The 16,591-nt window shown below is 75.3% G+C and carries 19 protein-coding genes and 1 pseudogene; 11 read left to right on the plus strand and 9 right to left on the minus strand.

The genetic code is table 11. From position 1 onward, the window contains the following. Positions 1–31: 31 nt before the first annotated feature. Positions 32–724, minus strand: a complete 693-nt coding sequence (locus tag AB0910_RS00305) for a GAF and ANTAR domain-containing protein (RefSeq protein ID WP_366742219.1) — start codon at positions 722–724, stop codon at positions 32–34. 494 nt (positions 725–1,218) lie between these two features. On the opposite strand from AB0910_RS00305, the gene AB0910_RS00310 reads away from it, so the two are divergent. After that, positions 1,219–1,995, plus strand: a complete 777-nt coding sequence (locus AB0910_RS00310) for a GAF and ANTAR domain-containing protein (protein ID WP_366742220.1) — start codon at positions 1,219–1,221, stop codon at positions 1,993–1,995. An 89-nt stretch (positions 1,996–2,084) separates the two neighbouring features. Continuing rightward, on the plus strand, positions 2,085–2,879 hold the full coding sequence (locus tag AB0910_RS00315; RefSeq protein WP_366742221.1) for a GAF domain-containing protein: 795 nt from the start codon (positions 2,085–2,087) through the stop codon (positions 2,877–2,879). A 38-nt stretch (positions 2,880–2,917) separates the two neighbouring features. Here the strand turns inward: AB0910_RS00315 and AB0910_RS00320 are convergent, their stop codons facing one another. From AB0910_RS00320 to AB0910_RS00330, 3 genes are all read right to left on the minus strand, one after another. After that, entirely contained in the window at positions 2,918–3,367 is a 450-nt protein-coding gene (locus AB0910_RS00320) for an ANTAR domain-containing protein (RefSeq protein WP_366742222.1), read from the minus strand. A 43-nt stretch (positions 3,368–3,410) separates the two neighbouring features. Next, entirely contained in the window at positions 3,411–4,007 is a 597-nt protein-coding gene (locus AB0910_RS00325) for a hypothetical protein (RefSeq protein ID WP_366742223.1), read from the minus strand. A gap of 127 nt (positions 4,008–4,134) precedes the next feature. Next, positions 4,135–4,929, minus strand: coding sequence for a SigB/SigF/SigG family RNA polymerase sigma factor (locus AB0910_RS00330; RefSeq protein WP_366742224.1), 795 nt, complete (start codon positions 4,927–4,929; stop codon positions 4,135–4,137). Between the two features lie 245 nt (positions 4,930–5,174). Between AB0910_RS00330 and AB0910_RS00335 the strand changes: the two genes are divergently transcribed. Next, positions 5,175–6,227: an SDR family oxidoreductase gene (locus AB0910_RS00335; protein WP_366742225.1), complete on the plus strand. Its 1,053-nt coding sequence runs from the start codon at positions 5,175–5,177 to the stop codon at positions 6,225–6,227. Positions 6,228–6,641: 414 nt separating this feature from the next. On the opposite strand, the pseudogene AB0910_RS00340 reads toward AB0910_RS00335, so the two are convergent. The 5 genes and pseudogenes from AB0910_RS00340 to AB0910_RS00360 all read right to left on the minus strand — a co-directional run. Then, positions 6,642–7,127 (minus strand): annotated as a pseudogene (locus tag AB0910_RS00340) (catalase); the annotation flags it as partial. 169 nt (positions 7,128–7,296) lie between these two features. Further along, positions 7,297–7,686 carry a cytochrome c oxidase subunit 4 gene (locus AB0910_RS00345; protein WP_366742226.1) on the minus strand — a complete coding sequence of 130 codons (390 nt, stop codon included), beginning with the start codon at positions 7,684–7,686 and terminating at the stop codon, positions 7,297–7,299. Then, positions 7,683–9,362, minus strand: coding sequence for a cytochrome c oxidase subunit I (gene ctaD / locus AB0910_RS00350; protein ID WP_366742714.1), 1,680 nt, complete (start codon positions 9,360–9,362; stop codon positions 7,683–7,685). The genes AB0910_RS00345 and ctaD overlap by 4 nt, the downstream gene beginning before the upstream one ends. A gap of 247 nt (positions 9,363–9,609) precedes the next feature. Next, positions 9,610–10,122 (minus strand): DUF6328 family protein, encoded by a 513-nt coding sequence (locus tag AB0910_RS00355; protein ID WP_366742227.1) that lies wholly within the window; start codon positions 10,120–10,122, stop codon positions 9,610–9,612. Between the two features lie 98 nt (positions 10,123–10,220). Then, positions 10,221–10,883, minus strand: coding sequence for an HAD family hydrolase (locus tag AB0910_RS00360; protein ID WP_366742228.1), 663 nt, complete (start codon positions 10,881–10,883; stop codon positions 10,221–10,223). 423 nt (positions 10,884–11,306) lie between these two features. On the opposite strand from AB0910_RS00360, the gene AB0910_RS00365 reads away from it, so the two are divergent. The 8 genes from AB0910_RS00365 to AB0910_RS00400 all read left to right on the plus strand — a co-directional run bounded on the left by AB0910_RS00365 (position 11,307) and on the right by AB0910_RS00400 (position 16,503). After that, positions 11,307–12,281 carry an acyl-CoA dehydrogenase gene (locus AB0910_RS00365; RefSeq protein ID WP_366742715.1) on the plus strand — a complete coding sequence of 325 codons (975 nt, stop codon included), beginning with the start codon at positions 11,307–11,309 and terminating at the stop codon, positions 12,279–12,281. Beyond that, entirely contained in the window at positions 12,278–13,078 is an 801-nt protein-coding gene (locus tag AB0910_RS00370; protein ID WP_366742229.1) for a PIG-L family deacetylase, read from the plus strand. Before AB0910_RS00365 ends, AB0910_RS00370 begins: the two co-directional genes overlap by 4 nt. After that, complete coding sequence (locus AB0910_RS00375; protein WP_366742230.1) at positions 13,075–13,692, plus strand: SAM-dependent methyltransferase; 618 nt, start codon at positions 13,075–13,077, stop codon at positions 13,690–13,692. Before AB0910_RS00370 ends, AB0910_RS00375 begins: the two co-directional genes overlap by 4 nt. Further along, positions 13,689–14,399 carry a glycosyltransferase gene (locus tag AB0910_RS00380; RefSeq protein ID WP_366742231.1) on the plus strand — a complete coding sequence of 237 codons (711 nt, stop codon included), beginning with the start codon at positions 13,689–13,691 and terminating at the stop codon, positions 14,397–14,399. The genes AB0910_RS00375 and AB0910_RS00380 overlap by 4 nt, the downstream gene beginning before the upstream one ends. A 237-nt stretch (positions 14,400–14,636) precedes the next feature. Further along, positions 14,637–14,948 (plus strand): gas vesicle protein, encoded by a 312-nt coding sequence (locus tag AB0910_RS00385; protein ID WP_366742232.1) that lies wholly within the window; start codon positions 14,637–14,639, stop codon positions 14,946–14,948. 50 nt (positions 14,949–14,998) lie between these two features. Further along, the gene (locus tag AB0910_RS00390) at positions 14,999–15,439 is read left to right on the plus strand and encodes a gas vesicle structural protein GvpA (protein ID WP_366742233.1); all 441 of its coding nucleotides are present in this window, start codon (positions 14,999–15,001) and stop codon (positions 15,437–15,439) included. Positions 15,440–15,442: 3 nt separating this feature from the next. Beyond that, a complete protein-coding gene (locus AB0910_RS00395) occupies positions 15,443–16,156 on the plus strand; it encodes a GvpL/GvpF family gas vesicle protein (protein ID WP_366742234.1) in 714 nt (237 codons plus the stop codon). Between the two features lie 89 nt (positions 16,157–16,245). Next, positions 16,246–16,503: a gas vesicle protein GvpG gene (locus AB0910_RS00400; RefSeq protein ID WP_366742235.1), complete on the plus strand. Its 258-nt coding sequence runs from the start codon at positions 16,246–16,248 to the stop codon at positions 16,501–16,503. The last annotated feature ends 88 nt before the right edge of the window (positions 16,504–16,591 follow it).

Consider the following 16,591-nt stretch of genomic DNA (forward strand, 5'->3'; position numbering starts at 1 on the left):
GCGGGCCGCGGCGGGCGGACGCAGCCGCGGCTCAGGGCCGCGGGGCGAGGCCGCCGGGCGCCGGCGGGCGCCCGCTGATGTTGCCGATCAGGTCGGCGCAGAGGTCCCGCAGCTTGCGGTTGCGGTGCTGGGACGCGGTGCGCAGGATCTCGAACGCGGCCTCGGGGGTGCAGCGCTGCTGGGCGACGATCACCCCGATGGCCTGGTCGATGACGCTGCGGGACCTCATCGCGGCGTCCAGGTCGGCGGCGTACCGCTCGGCGGCCGACAGGCGCTGCGCCAGGGCGATGGCGCCGGTCGCCTGGGCGGCGAGGGCCCGCAGCGCCGCGAGGTCGGTGTCGCGGAAGCCCTGGGGCTTGGGCGAGTAGAGGTTGAGGGCGCCCGCCGTGTCGGTGTGGGCGGCGATCGGCAGCGACAGGGACGCACGGGTGCCCAGGCCCGCGGCGTAGGCCGGGTACTCGCCCCAGCGCTCCTCTTTGAGCATGTCGGGCACGTGGACCTCCTCGCCGCTGCGCAGGGCCTGGAGGCAGGGGCCGTCGTTCAGGCCGTACTGCTTCTCGTCGAGCGGCGGGGCGCTCAGCCCCACGCTGACCACCGTCGTGAAGCGGCCGTCGCGCTCCAGGGTGATCCCGCAGCCCTCGGCCGCGGGCGCGAGGTCGCGGGCTCCGGCGGCGAGTCCTTCGAGGAGGCCGCCGAGGGTGTCGTCGCCGAGGAGGAGTGCCACGAGGTCGAGAGGCGGCTCCGCCGGCGCTCCCGGGCCCCCGAACGCCGCCGGGACGGCGCCTTCCGCCAGTTCCGGGCCCCCAGGCTCTACCGGGTCCGCCGTCTCGTCCGGGTCCGCCGGATCGACCGGATGCGGCGGGTCCACCGGGTTCAGGGGGCCCGCCGCCTCGCCCGCGGGGCCGGTGCGGTCGCCGTGGTCTCCCCGGCTGCCCCGGCCTTCCCGGCTGCCCTGGCGTCCCTGGTTTCCGTGCACGGTCGTCCAATCCGGAGGGTGCCCGGCCGCGTGGCGGTCCGGCGGCGGGTGGCGGGGCCGTGCCCCTTCAGCGCTGCGAAGCGGCGCGTGCCCCCCGCCTTCAGCATGGCACACCGGCCGTCCGCCGACCTGGGGCACGGCGCGGCCCGCAGGCGCCGCACCCGCTGCGGGGCCACGGCGGCGGGACGGGGCGCCGCGGGGTGGGGCAGTATGGCAGTTCCGACCCCTGTACGGAGGATGTGATGGCACCCCGCCGCCGCGACGAGAGTCCTCGGGAGTCCGCAGGACCCGCGGCCTGCGGGTCCTCCGGACCCGGTGCGCCGCGCCCGCAGGACTCGGCGGCAGGGGCCGACTCCGAGCTGCCCGCACGCCTGTGCCGGGCCTGCGTCGAACTGCTCGACGTCACCGGCGCGTCCGTCTCCCTCGACGCGGGCGGCGGCGCGCGGACGACCTGGTGGTCGAGCGACGAGGTCGCGGGGAGACTCGCGGAGGCGCAGTACACGCTCGGAGACGGGCCCTGCGGCGCCGCGCTGCGGATGTGCGCGCCGGTCCTCGCGCCCGACCTCGCCCAGGGACCCGACGCGCACCGGTGGCCGGTCTTCGCGCACTGCGCGGTCCGGCTCGGCGTGCGGGCCGTCTTCACCCTGCCCCTCGGCAGCGAGGCGGCGGCCATCGGCACGCTCGACCTCTACAGGTCGCGGCCGGGCCCGCTGTCCGAGCATGACCTGGCGCTCGCCTTCCCCGCCGCGGATGCCATCACCGACGCACTGGTCCTGCTGTCCTCCTCGTCCCCCGCCGGGCGCCGCGCAGCGGACGGTCTCGACACTCTGGAGTGGCTCCGTGAGGCGGAGACGCAGCACGAGGAGGTGCACCACGCCACGGGCATGCTCATGGTCCGCTGGGGCGTGCCGGCCGATGAGGCCCTCGCCCGGCTGCGCGCGCACGCCTTCGCGCAGGGCACGACCGTGACGCAGGCCGCGCGCGCGGTCGTCGAGAAGCGGGACGGACTGGGGCACTGAGAGCCCGGCGCGGGACGCACGCCCCGTATATTGATCGGCCGGGCCGGTGCGGGGTGGCGAGCCCGGCCACAGGGAGACGGCGAGGCGGGATGGATCGGGAGCAGCAGCTGGCGGACGCCTTCGTCAGCGTGTCGGACACCCTCGCCGACGACGTCGACCCGCTGGTGCTGCTTGAGCGGCTCGCCCGACAGGCGGTCGCCCTCACGGGCGCGGAGGCCGCGGGTGTCCTGCTGGCCCCGGCCCGCGGCGGGCTGCGACCGCTCGCGGTCTGCGACGACGGACCCGAGGTGGCCCGCGTGCTGCGCGCCCAGGCGGCCGAGGGTCCCGTCGCCGAGTGCGTGCGCACCGGTCTGCGGGCGGACGCGCCCGGCCTGGCGGCGGACGATCCGCGCTGGCCCGGGTTTGCCCGCGCCGCGCACGAGGCGGGCTTCCGCGGCGCTTACGGGCTCCCGTTGGAGGCGGCCGGTCGCCCGGTGGGCGGTGTCGGCCTGCTCACGGCGGCCCCGGAGGCGCTGCCCGAGCGCGAACTCGGGCTCGTGCGGGCGCTGTCCCGTGCCGCGGTCGCCGCGCTGGTGCGCTGGCGGCCCGACGGGCCGCGTCCCCATGACGTCCTCACCCAGGTGCACTCGGCGGTGGCGGCGCGCGCGGCCATCGACACGGCGGCCGGCATGCTCGCCGAGTACGGCGGGACGAGCCCGGCCGAGGGCGTCGCAGCGCTGTACACGTACGGCGCCCGGCGCGGGGTGCGCCCCGCCGTCGTGGCCGGGGCGCTGCTGCGGCGGGCGCTCAGCCCCGGCACGGTGGCCGGCGGCCCCGGCGCTGCGACCGGCGGCGACCTGGGCGGGGCGGACCCCGCGGGGGCGCGGGAGGGCGCGGTCGGCTGAGCCGGCTCCGTACGCGTACGGCCCCTGCGGCCCGCCGACTACTGTCCCGCCGAGTCCACGGCAGCGGTGCGCTCGGCGAGCCTGCGCAGCGCCGCCCCGAGTGCCAGACGCTCCCGGGGCGGGGGCGGCGGTCCTGCGACCCCGTCGACGAGGTGTCCGCAGACGTCGCGCAGCTTCACGTTGGTGTGCTGGGACACGTCGACCAGCACCTCCCACGCCTCGCGCGGGGTGCAGCCCGCCACGGCCATCACGATCCCCCCGGCCAGGTCGATGACGGGCTGGGTCGCGAGGGCGGCACGCAGTTCGGCGAGCTCCTTGTGCAGCCGCTCGCCCTGCTCGGGCGGGTCGGCGGCCGCGCTCCCCGGCTTTGCCTGCCGGGCGGCCCGGTGCGTCAGGCCGTCCGCCCCGGGCGCGCCGTCGCCCGTGCCGGGTGTCCGGCACGGTACGCCGTCACCCTCGCCCGCCACGTATGCCTGCACACCCGTCATGTGCCGTCCCCTCCCGCGGCGGGCGCCGCGCCGCTCGTCGACCTCATGTCTCGTCAGCACCGTACTCCGGAGCGCCTGCGGCGGCTGCGGCGTCGAGCACCGGCAGGAGGGGGCCGAGCGCGTCGGCGGGCGCGTGCACGGCGGCAAGCAGTTCTCCGAGGTCCGCGGGGTGCAGCCCGAGCGCGGCCGCGGCGCGGGCCAGGACGGTCCGCGCCCCGCCCGGGGTGCACCCGCTCAGCGCGGCGATCATGCCGTGGGCGCGCCGCAGGGCGGCATGGCGGGCGACCGCGTCGGCGGGCGCGCCGGGATCCCCGGGGCGCTCCCGGGCGTCCGCGCGGTCCGTTGCGGCTTCGTGTCCGGTCCGCCACCGCAGCGCCCTCCGCTCGGCGTGCCGTCCCGCGAACAGGCGGGTCCCGCCGCCGCCCGCGCGCACGGCGCGGCAGGCGGCGAGCAGGGACCGCAGGACGCCGGCGCCGGGCGGGCCGGGGACGAGGAGGAGCACGGTGGGCGGCGGCTCCGCGCCGGGCGCGGAGCGCAGGAAGTCGCCGCAGGCGCGCGCGACCCGGCCGGGCTCGTCGGGCGCCCCGTCGAGGCGGACCACCAGCAGCTCGGGACTCGGGCACCACTGGGTAAGGGGCATGGGCTCTTCCTGAAAACGCGTCACCGAAGGTGAGGCCGCTTCCAGACCCTTGGCGCATTCTGCCCAGTGCGCCTCCCCTGCCGCAATTCGGCCCCCTCTTCCCCGCCCCGCCGGGCGGCGCGCGGCCTCAGGCGGCCTGCGCGAGCACCTGGCGACGCAGCCGGGCGCAGGTGCGGGTGATCAGGCGGGAGACGTGCATCTGGGAGACGCCGAGTTCCTCGGCGATTCTGGCCTGCGTCATGTCCTCGAAGAACCGCAGGTAGAGGATGCGGCGCTCCCGGGTGGGCAGACCGCGCAGACAGGGCTTGACCGCCTCCCGGTCGGCGACGAGGTCGAAGGCCGCCTCCTGCTCCCCGAACAGGTCGCCGAGCGAGGCGCCCTCGTCCCCGGTGGTGAGGGCAGGGGCGTCGAGGGAGAGCGCGGCGAAGCTGCCGAGCGCTGCCTCCCCCTGGCGCACCTCCTCCTCCGTCAACCCGCAGTGGGCGGCGATCCGCGCCGCCGTGGGGGCCTCGCCGCCGGGCTGCTGGGCGAGTTCCTGGCGGGCGCGCCGCACCTGGTTGCGCAGCTCCTGCACCCGGCGCGGTACGTGCACGGACCACATGAAGTCGCGGAAGTGGCGCCGTAGTTCGCCCTTGATCGTGGGGACGGCGTAGCTCTCGAACGCCTTGCAGAGGGACGGGTCGAAGCGGTTGATCGCCTTGGTGAGGCCGAGCGCGGCGACCTGTTCCAGGTCGTCGAGTGACTCGCCGCGCTCCCGGTAGCCGCGGGCGATGCGGTGGGCCATGGGCAGCCAGGCGGCGGCGATCTCCTGGAGGAGCCGTTCCCTCTCGGGTCCGTGCGGGGCGGCGGCGAGCCGTCGGAACGCCTCCGAGGTGTCGGGGCCGGCGTCGTGGATGCGCGTCGTCCCTGCTGGAGAGATCATGTGGGTCACCAAACTCACGAGCAGTAACAAGTCCTGTCGCGAGGCCCGGCCGACCGGACGCGACAGACACGTCCTGCCGGGCCCATGGCCTCGTGGACGTGCCTCACATCCGAAGCACGAGGAGCCGTGTGCCCCGGCATCCCGGTGCCAAACCCGCGTGACCTGGGTGCCCGCGCCGCCCGCCGATCGGGGGAGCGCGCGCGGGGCACCCGGCAGCCCGTACCCGTACCGGGAGGAAGGCAGCCATGGCACGACGACGACACGACCCGACCGCCCTGACCGGGCTCTCCGCGGTGGTGACGGGAGGCTCGCGGGGGCTCGGCCTGCTGCTGGCCGGCCAGCTCTACGCGCGGGGCTGCTCGGTCACCCTCGCGGCCCGCGACGGCGCGGAACTCGAAGCGGGGCGGGACCTGCTGCTGGACCGGCACCGCGAGGGGCGCGGGCGGCCGCAAGCCGCGGCGACTGCGCGGGTGCGGACCGCCGTGTGCGACGTACGCGACCGGGCCGCGGTACGCGACCTGTACGCGTCGGTCGCCGAGGAGGCGGGCGGGGTGGACGTCGTGCTGGCCAACGCGGGCATCATCCAGGTCGCGCCGCTCGACGCGACGGGCGCGGAGGAGTTCCGCGACGCGATGGACACCATGTTCATGGGCGCGCTGCACGCGTCCCTCGAAGCGCTGCCCCATCTGCGCAGGAGCCCGGTCGGCGGCAGGCTCGGGCTGATCGGCTCGGTGGGCGGCCTGCTGAGCGTGCCGCACATGCTGCCGTACTCGTGCGCGAAGGCCGCGGTGGGGGCGCTGGCCGAGGGGCTGCGGGCGGAGACCGCGCCGTCCGGGGTGAGCGTCACGGCCGTCCACCCGGGGCTGATGCGCACCGGCAGCCATCTGCACGCGGAGTTCGGCGGGGACAAGGGCAGGGAGTTCAGCTGGTTCTCCGCGCTCGCCGGCACCCCGCTGCTCTCGATGGACGCGGAGCGGGCCGCGGCCCGTGCGGTGTCGGCCGTGGAGCGCCGCTCGCCCCGTCTCGTGCTGACCCCCGCGGCGCGCGCCGCGGGCCTCGCCCACGGTGTCGCGCCCGCGCTGACCACCCGCCTCTCGACGGTGGTGGGCCGGGTGCTGCCCGGCACGGACGGCGCCGAGGAGGGCGGCGAGGCGCTCTCACCCGGCGCCGCGGTGCGCCCGGTTGCCCGCCCGGTGGCCCGGGTCCTGCGCCGCTGGGGCAGCGCGCTCAACGACCGGGCCGCCGGGCGCTACAACGAGCGCGGGCCGCGGGACAGGGGCGCGAGGGGGCTCTCCTGAGGGGCCGTCGCGGGGGGCCCGTACCGCTTGCGGTCACGGGCCCCCGCACGCGGGGCGGTGGCCCCGCGCTCCCGGTGCCGCGCCCGGCCCGCCGTCGGGCCGGGGACGCCACCGGCTCCGGCTGCGGCACAGCCGGAGGTCTACGCACCGGGGCGCGCCTGCACAGGCGTGCCCTCCGCGCGGGGGCGGGCCGCCGCGGTCTGGCCCAGGGGATGTCCGCACCGTCGCGTCGTCCGCCGGGAGGTCAGGCCCCGCAGGCCCGTTCCCAGGTCGTGTCTTTCACAAGCCCGTCTGGTCGGGGCACCCCGGCACGCACTCCCCCAGCCTCCGGCCGGGGGTCCCAGCACCGGACCACCCCGGCCCCGCCCCTCCGGGCGGACGACGCTCTTTTGAAGACACGGCCTAGTGGGCGAAGCGGCCCGCGTGGATCACGTCGGGGAACGTGATGGCGTCCTGGATGCCGAGCACGGTGGAGAACCGTACGAAGACGGGGGTCTCGGCGCCCTCGGCCAGGAAGGCCGCCTTGGTGACCGAGGCGGCCGTTCCGTAGCCGCGGAAGACGCCGTGCGCCGCCGCACCGCGTGCGTGCACCACGCGCTCGGGGATGCGCTCGTGGTCGAAGTGGGTGATCTTCTCGCGCAGGTGGTGGTCGCGCAGGAGGACGGGGCCGCGCTCGCCCGCCTTGAGCGAGTGGTCCGTGTCCGGCAGGCGGGTCCCCTGTGCGGTGGTCAGAAAGGCGCCCTGCTGGGCCCGCTCCCCGGCCGCGGCACCGGTGGCGGAGACCGCGGCCGGGGGCCGCTGGTCGGGCGACGGACCCGGCGGCGGCGCCGGGTCGGTGGGCTCCTCGACGGGCGGCGGGACGTTCCCCGGCCTCCCCGGGATGTCGGACGGCTTGCTCATGGGTGTCTCCTTCACCGGCCCCCGGGTGCCGCGGGGCCCTCGGGATGTGTTCGCCCCGGTCACGGGGAACGGATCTGGGGTAGCCCGATCCGCGAGCGCGAAACCCGTAAGGGACGTGTCGGAGCAACGGCGTCCTTCGGACGGGTGGCGCTTCGGACCTGACGGCGCGTCAGTTCTCGCGGTCGCCGAACGGGAAGACGAAGCCGCACACGCCGGTCAGCAGCACCCCGGCCCCGAGCAGGAACAGCCACAGGCCGAGCACCACCCCGGCGGCGGTGACGGCCATGCCGGCGGCGGTGAGGACCGGGTAGGCGGTGTCCGGCGGGAAGAAGCCCACGGGTCCCGCGCCGTTCGCCACCTCCGCGTCCCCGAGGTCCTCGGGCCGCAGCCCGGTGCGCCGGTACTGGTACCAGAGGTAGAAGGTGATCAGCGCCGCCATCAGCGCGGCGACGATCAGGGCGGCCGTGCCGGTGGGCTCGTACGACCACCAGCCGTAAATGGCCGCCGCCACGGCGAAGAACAGGGTCACGCCCGCGAACAGCAGGGCCTCGCGCCTCACCGGCCGCTCCTCTCGTCCGCCGCGTCGATCCGGGCGCGTGCGGCCTCCTCGATGCCGCGCACCTCCGGGTGGTGCAGGTCGAACGCGGGCGACTCGGACCTGATGCGCGGCAGGGCCGTGAAGTTGTGCCGGGGCGGCGGGCACGACGTCGCCCATTCGAGGGAGCGTCCGAAGCCCCAGGGGTCGTCCTCGCCGACGGGTTTCCCGTACTGGGCGGTGCGCCAGACGTTCCACAGGAACGGCAGCATCGACATGCCGAGCAGGAACGCGCCGATGGTTGAGAGGGTGTTGAGCCCGGTGAACCCGTCGGAGGCCAGGTAGTCGGCGTAGCGGCGCGGCATGCCCTCGGCGCCGAGCCAGTGCTGTACGAGGAAGGTCAGGTGGAAGCCGGCGAAGAGGGTCCAGAAGTGGACGCGCCCGAGGCGCTCGTCGAGCATCTTGCCGGTGAACTTGGGCCACCAGAAGTAGAAGCCGGCGAACATCGCGAACACCACCGTGCCGAACAGCACGTAGTGCAGGTGCGCCACCACGAAGTACGAGTCGGTGACGTGGAAGTCGATCGGCGGGGAGGCGAGCAGCACGCCGGTGAGGCCGCCGAAGAGGAAGGTGACGAGGAATCCGATCGACCAGAGCATCGGCGTCTCGAAGGAGAGGGAGCCACGCCACATGGTGCCGATCCAGTTGAAGAACTTCACCCCCGTGGGCACCGCGATGAGGAACGAGGCGAGCGAGAAGAACGGCAGCAGCACCGCGCCCGTGGCGAACATGTGGTGCGCCCACACGATCGCGGACAGGCCCGTGATGGAGACGGTGGCGCCGACGAGGCCGACGTATCCGAAGATCGGTTTCCTGCTGAACACCGGGATGATCTCCGAGATGATGCCGAAGAACGGCAGGGCGACGATGTAGACCTCGGGGTGGCCGAAGAACCAGAACAGGTGCTGCCACAGCAGCGCCCCGCCGCCTGCCGCGTCGAAGATCCGCGCGCCGAACTTGCGATCGGCCTCCAGGGCGAGCAGCGCGGCCGTCAGCACGGGGAAGGCGAACAGCGCCAGGATCGACGTGAACAGCGTGTTCCAGGTGAAGATCGGCATGCGGAACAGCGTCATCCCGGGGGCCCGCAGGCAGATGATCGTGGTGATGAAGTTGACCGAGCCGAGGATGGTCGAGAGTCCGGAGACGACCAGCCCCATCGCCCACAGGTCGCCGCCGATGCCGGGGCTGTGGACGGCGCTGTTGAGGGGTGCGTACGCGAACCAGCCGAAGGACGCGGCGCCTTCGGGCGTGAGGAAGCCCGCGACGACGATCAGGCCGCCGAACAGGAACAGCCAGTAGGTGAAGGCGTTGAGCCGGGGGAAGGCCACATCGGGCGCGCCGATCTGCAGCGGCATCACGACATTGGCGAACCCGACGAACGTCGGCGTCGCGAACAGCAGCATCATGATGGTGCCGTGGACGGTGAAGAGCTGGTCGTACTGCTCCTGGGAGACGATCTGCATTCCCGGCCTCGCCAGTTCGGCCCGCATCACCAGGGCCATCAGGCCGGCGGCGAGGAAGAAGCAGAAGGACGTGGCCAGGTACATCAGGCCGATCGTCTTGTGGTCGGTGGTGGTGAGCCAGCCCGCGAGCCGCCCGCCGACGCGGGTGGGCGGCAGCCGGGCCGCGCGGCCCGGCACGCTCGGTGTGCGCGGCGGGGCCCCGCCCGCGGGGAGGCCGGACCGCCCGTCGGCTTCCGTCACAGCCGTACTCCCTTGCTCCAGGCCCGGTACGCGGCCACCGGCGCACCCGGGCGCCTCGGCGGGGCCGGTGTCCCGCCTCCCGGGTGTCGGAGTGTCCGCCTCCGGCGCGGCCGGCACAAGGACGCGGGGCCGTACGGGGCCACGATCGGCCCCCTCGGCCTCCGCTCGCGCGCACGGCGGACGCTCATTCGCGCTCCTTCGGGGCGACGGCGCGGTGCCGGGCGACGGCGGGGAGCACGAACCAGGCGAAGCCGAACCAGACGACCATCCCCACCACCAGCCATACGGCGACGGTGTCGCTGCCCGCCACCCGCAGCACGAGCAGCAGGGCCGACGCCATCGTGCAGACCAGCAGGACGAGTCCCGCCACGGTGAAGCGGGAGGCCCAGGCGACGGTCTCCGGCTTCAGCCGGCGGCCCGTCAGCATCCGGTGCAGCGAGACGGGGCCCACCAGGGCGCCGGTGGTGGCCGCGCCGAGCGCCACGGTGACGGTGTACAACGTGCGGTCACCGTCGGAGAGTTGACCGAAACGCTGCTGGAAGGCGACGGTGAGCAGGAACCCGAAGAGGATCTGCACCCCCGTCTGGACGACGCGCAGCTCCTGGAGCAGCTCGCCCCACTGCCGGTCGGCGCGCTCCTCCGGGGTCTCGTCCCGGCCCGGCGCCGCGCTGCCGCCGTCCCCGGCTCCTGTCACCATGCCCGCACCGCCAGCCCTCCGCCGCCGCGCCCGGCCGGTTGCCGCGCGCCGGCCGCCTGTCGTGTCCGTACCGCCGTGTGCCCCGTGCGCGGCGGCTCTCACCCGACGCCGAACGGCCCCTTGTCGAGATCCGCGAGCACGTCCTGGACGTCGGCGTAGACGGCGTCGGCGCCCGCCGCCTCGAGAGCCGCGCGGGGGATGCCGCCCGACAACACGGCGACGGCGCGCACGCCCGCACGCGCCGCCGCCTCCATGTCCCAGACCGAGTCGCCGACGAACACGGCGTCGTCGGCGCTCGCACCGGCCCGGCGCAGGGCCTCCTCCACCGGGTCGGGAGCGGGCTTGCCCGCGTCGACCTCGTCGGCGCGCGCCTCGGCCGTCAGGGCGTCGTCGGCGTCGATGGCGCGGCGCATCGCGGCGAGCTCCTCGCCGCCCGCCGAGGTGGCGAGCACGGTGCGCCAGCCCGCACCGTGCAGGGTCCGCAGCAGGTCGGCGGCGCCGTCGAAGGCGCGCAGCCGGTCGAACCAGGTGGCGTAGAGCGTCTTGTGCGCGGCGCTGACCGCGGCGTCCTGCCCGGTGTCGCGGTCGTCGCCGAGCAGGTGCGCGAGCAGGTCGGCCGAGCCGAGCCCGATGGCGCGGTGGATGTCCGCCATCGGCACCGCGCGGCCGCTCTGCCGCAGCGCTTCCCACCAGGCGACGACATGCAGGTGGTTGCTGTCGACGAGGGTCCCGTCGACGTCGAACAGTGCGGCACGCGGCATCGGTGTGTCTCCTCTTGCCTCTGTCGTTCGTTCTGCCTCTGTCCTGAGAGGCAGAACGTTCCGGCGGGCGGCCGCGCCGCGGGCCGGGGCGGCGTCGGCGGGCCGCCGTTCCCGCCGTGGTCTTCTCCGTACGCTTACCCCCGCGCCCGCCACCGCGCACCCCGGGGCGCGCGGTGGCGGCGGCGCGCGGTGCGGTGCGCGGGCGCAGGCCGTCTCCTGGGAGGCGAAAGAGACATCTCACGCGGCTGGTCCGCCCGGTGTGTTTCCCGTCGGCGCCCATGGGTACCGGGAAGCCGCTCATGACCCGTTTCCCCAGGAGGCCCCGTGACCGCGGACGCGTCATCGCCGCTCGCCGAGGACGACATCGACGCCGGTGCGGGCCCGCGCGCCCTGCGCGCGCGGACGGCCGACCGCTTCACCGCGCTGACCCGCGCGGCGGCCCCGGAGAGCGCGCCGGGCACGGAGGGGAAGCCGCTGGCCGAGGTGCCGCTCCCCGGCTCGGGCGACACGGCGGAGCGGTTCCGCGTGCTGTACGCGCTGGGCCGCGAGGACCTCGGCGTGGCCCGCCTGGTGGAGGGACACCTCGACGCGGTGGCCGTGCTCGACGAGATCGCGGGCCTGCGGGCGGGGCCGGGCGAGCGGTGGGGCGTGTGGGCCGCGCAGCCGCCGGGACCCGGCCTTTCGGCGCGGCGCTCCGGTGGGGCGTGGCTGCTGGACGGCGTGAAGCCGTACTGCTCGGGCGCACACAGCTGCACGCACGCGCTGGTGACAGCGGACACCGGCGACGGGCGGCGGATCTTCGCCGTCCCGCTCGGCCAGGACGGTGTGCGGCCGGTGCCCGGCACCTGGCAGGCGGTCGGGATGGCGGGCAGCGACACCCCCGACGTGGCCTTCACCGGCGTCGAGGCCACCGCGGTCGGCGGTGTCGACGCCTATCTGGAGCGGCCGGGCTTCGAGCACGGCGGCGCCGGGGTCGCCGCCTGCTGGCTCGGCGGCGCGCGGGCGGCCGCCGAGCCGCTCTACGCGGCGGTGCGCAAGCGGCCCGAGGACACGGTGGCCGCCGCGCACCTGGGCGCGGTCGACACCCTCCTGTCGTCGGCGGGGACGGTGCTGCTGCGGGCCGCAGAGGAGATCGACGGCGACCCCGCCGACACGCTCGGCGGCGCGCGCACCCGGACGCTGCGCGTGCGCGCGCTGGCCGAGCTGGTCTGCACGGAGGTGCTGGGACATGTCGGCAGGGCGACCGGTGCGGGGCCGCTGTGCCACGATCCGCGGCACGCGCGGACCGTGGCCGACCTGACCGTGTACGTACGCCAGCACCACGCCGAGCACGACCTCGCCGTGCTCGGCGTGCGGGCCGCGGCGCTCGACGGCTCTGCCGGGCCAGGTGGGCGGTGACCCGGCACCCGGCGGGCGGGGCCGGTGGGCGCGCGGCGGAGGACCGGCGCGCCGCGGCCCGCGCGATCGACGCGGACGGCACGCCCGAGTCCCGGTGGGCGGCGTGGGACGGCCTCGCCGCACTGCCCGCGCAGCCGCTGCCCGAGGGGCCCGTCGTGGTGGTGGCGGCGCACCCGGACGACGAGGTGCTCGGCTTCGGCGGCACGATGGCGGCGCTGGCCGCCGCGGGCGTCCCCGTGCGGCTGGTGTCCGTGACGGACGGGGAGCGCTCGCATCCGCGCTCGACCCGTTCGGCCGCCCGCCGGCTGGGCTTGGTGCGCCGCGCCGAGCTGGCGGCGGCCCTGGCCGAGCTGGGGCTCCGCGGCCCAGGACCGCTGCACCTGTCCGTGCCGGACACCGGGGTCGACCGGCACGAGGACCGGGTGCGGGACGCCGTCGCCCGCCTCATCGACGAGACGGGGACGCGGCTGTGCGTGGCGCCGTGGACGGGCGACCTGCACAGCGACCACGAGGCCGCCGGCCGTGCGGCGGCCGCGGCGTGCGCCGCCACGGGCGCCCGGCTGTGGTGCTACCCGGTGTGGATGTGGCACTGGTCGTTCCCGGCCGATCCGCGGGTCCCCTGGGGCAGCGCGGCGCGGCTCCCGCTGAGCGGTGCGGCCGCCGGCCGCAAGCGGCGCGCCGTGGCGCGCTTCGCCAGCCAGATCGCCCCGCTCGGCGACGGGCCCGGCGACGAGGCGATCCTGCCGCCCGCCGAACTCGCCCATCACACACGTGACTTCGAGGTGGTGATCCGATGAGCACGCCCGCGGGCTACTTCGAGGGGATGTACGCGTCCGCCGCCGACCCCTGGGACCTGGCGGGCCGGTGGTACGAGCGGCGCAAGTACGCCATGACGCTGGCGGCGCTGCCCCGCGAGCGGTACCGCAGCGCGTTCGAGCCGGGGTGCTCCGTGGGGGTGCTGACCGCGGCGCTCGCCCCGCGGTGCGACCGGCTCCTCTCCGTGGACCGGGTGCCGTCGGCAGTGGCCACGGCGGCCCAGCGGGTGCACGACCTGCCGCAGGTCGAGGTGGCCGAGCTGGTGGTGCCCGAGCAGTGGCCTGAGGGCCGCTTCGACCTGGTGGTGCTCTCGGAGCTGCTGTACTACTTCGACGACGCGGCACGCAGGCTCCTGCTGGAGCGCGCGACGGGGAGCCTCGAAGCCGGGGGCACGCTCGCCGCGGTGCACTGGGACCACCCCGTGCCCGACCATCTGCGCACCGGCTCCGAGCTGGCCGCCGAGCTGGCGTCGGCGCCGGGTCTGTCCCAGCTCACCGAGGTACGGGACCGGGACTTCAGGCTCCAGGTGTTCGCCCGGCTCGCCGCTGACGGCTCGGGCGGCCTGTCGCCCGCCGCTGCCGAGGGACTGCTGTGACGGCTCCCTCCGCGTGTGCGGTGATCGTCCCCGCGCACGACGAGGCGGCCACGCTGCCCGCGACGCTGCGCTCGCTGCGGGCCGCGGCCCTCGGCGCCCGGCACACGGGCGCCGAGGTGCTGCTCGTGGTGGTCGCCGACGCGTGCACGGACGGCACCGCCGAGCTCGCCGAGTCGGCCGACGCCCTGGTGGTGCGGGTCCCCTTCCGCAATGTGGGCAGGGCGCGGGCCGCCGGGGCGCGGGCCGCGCTGCGGCGGCTGTCCGCGCACGGGGACGCGCTGTGGCTGGCCACCACCGACGCCGACACGGTGGTGCCGGCGGGGTGGCTCGCCCACCAGGTGCACCGCGCACGCGACGGCTGGGACTGCGTCGCGGGGACCGTACGCCTCGCCCCGCACCCGGCGCTCAGCCCGGCGCGTGCCCTGCGGCACGAGGCGCACTACTTCGCCGGGCGGCCGCCCGGCAGGGCCTGGCGGCATCCGCACGTCCACGGGGCCAACCTCGGTGTGGCGGCGGACGCCTACCGCGCCGCGGGCGGTTTCCCGCCACTCGCGCACGGCGAGGACAGGGCACTGGTCGACCGCATCGAAGCAGCCGGCCGCCGCATCCTGCGTACGGACTCCTGTCCCGTCCTGACCTCGGCGAGGGACGACTTCCGGGCACCCGAGGGCTTCGGCGCCTTCCTCGCGCGCCTGCCCGCCGGGTGATGTCCTTGCGGACCGTGTGTGCGCCCGTCCGCAGTCCCGACACACTTCACGCATAGATCGCAGGGGGCAGGGCACGCGGTCCCTGACGCGAAGAAGGGCGGGCCCGCGACACCGGGTGGCGATCTCCAACGCACCTGACCGGGGCCGCCGTTGGCCGCGCGGAGTGTGTGATGCACTGCGCATCCCACCGCACTCCGCCCGGTGCGCACCCCAGATCACGACGGTACGGACGGGACGATGACCACGAAATCCGAGAAGGACGGCGACACGGAGGCGGGCGGCGGCGGACGCCGGCGCATCGGCGCCCCCGAGGCGATGCGCCGGGCCGCCGAGCAGCTCTCCGGACTGCTCGGCAGCGCGCCCGACTCGGTCTCCGCCATCAAGAAGACCGACGACGGCTGGACCGCGGCGGTCGAGGTGGTGGAGATCGAGCGCATCCCCGACACGTCGAGCGTGATGGCCTCCTACCGCGTCGACCTGGACAGCGAGGGCGAACTGGTCGGTTACGAGAGGACACAGCGCTATCCGCGGGGCCGCGTCGACCGGTGAGCCGCGCGGTGCGGCCCCGCAACCGAACGGAACGAGAGGAAGGGAACAACGTGAGTGTGGTTCAGCAGTCCAGCGCTCCCACGAGCGGCAGTGGATCGGGAAACCTCTACGACGTCCTGGAGCTGATCCTGGACCGAGGTCTCGTGATCGACGCGTTCGTGCGGGTCTCCCTGGTCGGCATCGAGATACTCAAGATCGACGTGCGGGTCGTGGTGGCCAGCGTCGACACGTACCTGCGCTTCGCCGAGGCGTGCAACAGGCTCGACCTGGAGTCCGGCCGCAACAAGCCGTCGGGGCTGACCGACCTCGTCGGCAACACCGTGGAGAGCGGCGCCAAGGGCAAGAGCAAAGGGGCCCTGACGGGCGCCGTCGAGGCGTTCACCGACTCCCTCCAGGGCGGTGGCGACGACGACGGCGAGCGCGAACGCAGCAGTAGCAGCAGCAAGTCGACCTCGTCGAGCCGCCGTACGACCCGACGCAGGGAGGAGTAGTCAGTGCCCACCTACATCTACGCGATCACCTCGTCCGACCACCCGCTCCGGATCGACTCCCTCAAGGGCGTCGGCGAACCGGCACCGCCGGTGCGCACGGTCCGGGCCGAGAAACTCACCGCGGTCGTCAGCGACGCGCCGGACGGGCTGCGCGCCAAGCGCAGGGACGTTTCAGCACACCAGGCGGTACTGGAGACGCTGATGGCGGACGGGGCCGTGCTGCCCATGCGCTTCGGCCTGGTGGGCCCGGACGACGCACAGGTGGCCGCGGCGCTCGACGACAACGAGGACGGCTACAGGGAGCGCCTCAAGGCCCTCGACGGCTGCCTGGAGTTCAATCTGAAGGTCTCCAGGGACGAGGACGACCTGCTCCGGGAGATCCTGCGCGAGTCCGCGGAGATCCGCGACCTCAACGAGCACACCAAGCAGCACCCGGGCGCGCAGAACGAGAAGATGCGCCTCGGCGAGCTGATCACCCAGGAGGTCTCGGCGCGGCAGGAGCGCGACGCGCGGGAGTTCACCGAGCGCCTCTCCCCCGCCGCACTGGGCACCTCGCGCGGCGAAGCGGTGCAGGACGCCCTGCTGAACGTGTCGTTCCTGGTGCGGAGGGACGGCGCCGCCGCCTTCTCCGAGGCGGTGCACGAGGAGGCCGGCCGGCACAGCGAGGCGTACACGATCCGCCTCAACGGCCCGCTCCCGCCGTACAGCTTCGTCTGACAGGGGGTCGCCGGAGACCCGGTCCGGCACACCGCCGGGGCACGACGGGTGGCCCCCGGTACCGGAAAGCGCCGAAGGGAGGCAGCAGCATGGGACTCATCAGCGGACTCCTCACGCTCCCGGTGGCCCCGGTACGCGGATTCACCTGGGTGCTCGGCCAGGTCATGACCGCGGCGGAGCAGGAGTACTACGACCCGGCCCCGGTGCGCGCCGAGCTGGCCGAGCTGGAGCGGCAGCTGCTCGCGGGGCGGATCTCCGAGGAGGAGTTCGACCGGCGGGAGGACGACCTGCTCGACCGGCTGGAACTCATCCAGTACGAACGAAGGCGACTCGGTCTCGACGCGTGAGCTCGCGGTGCCCGCCCCGCCCGGAGGCTCCCGGACGCGGGACGGCGGCTGCCGACAGCCGACCGGCCGACAGTGGTCTCATCAAGGA

The sequence above is a fragment of the Streptomyces sp. NPDC047002 genome (genome assembly GCF_040704505.1).
In the GTDB taxonomy this organism is placed as follows: Bacteria; Actinomycetota; Actinomycetes; order Streptomycetales; family Streptomycetaceae; genus Streptomyces.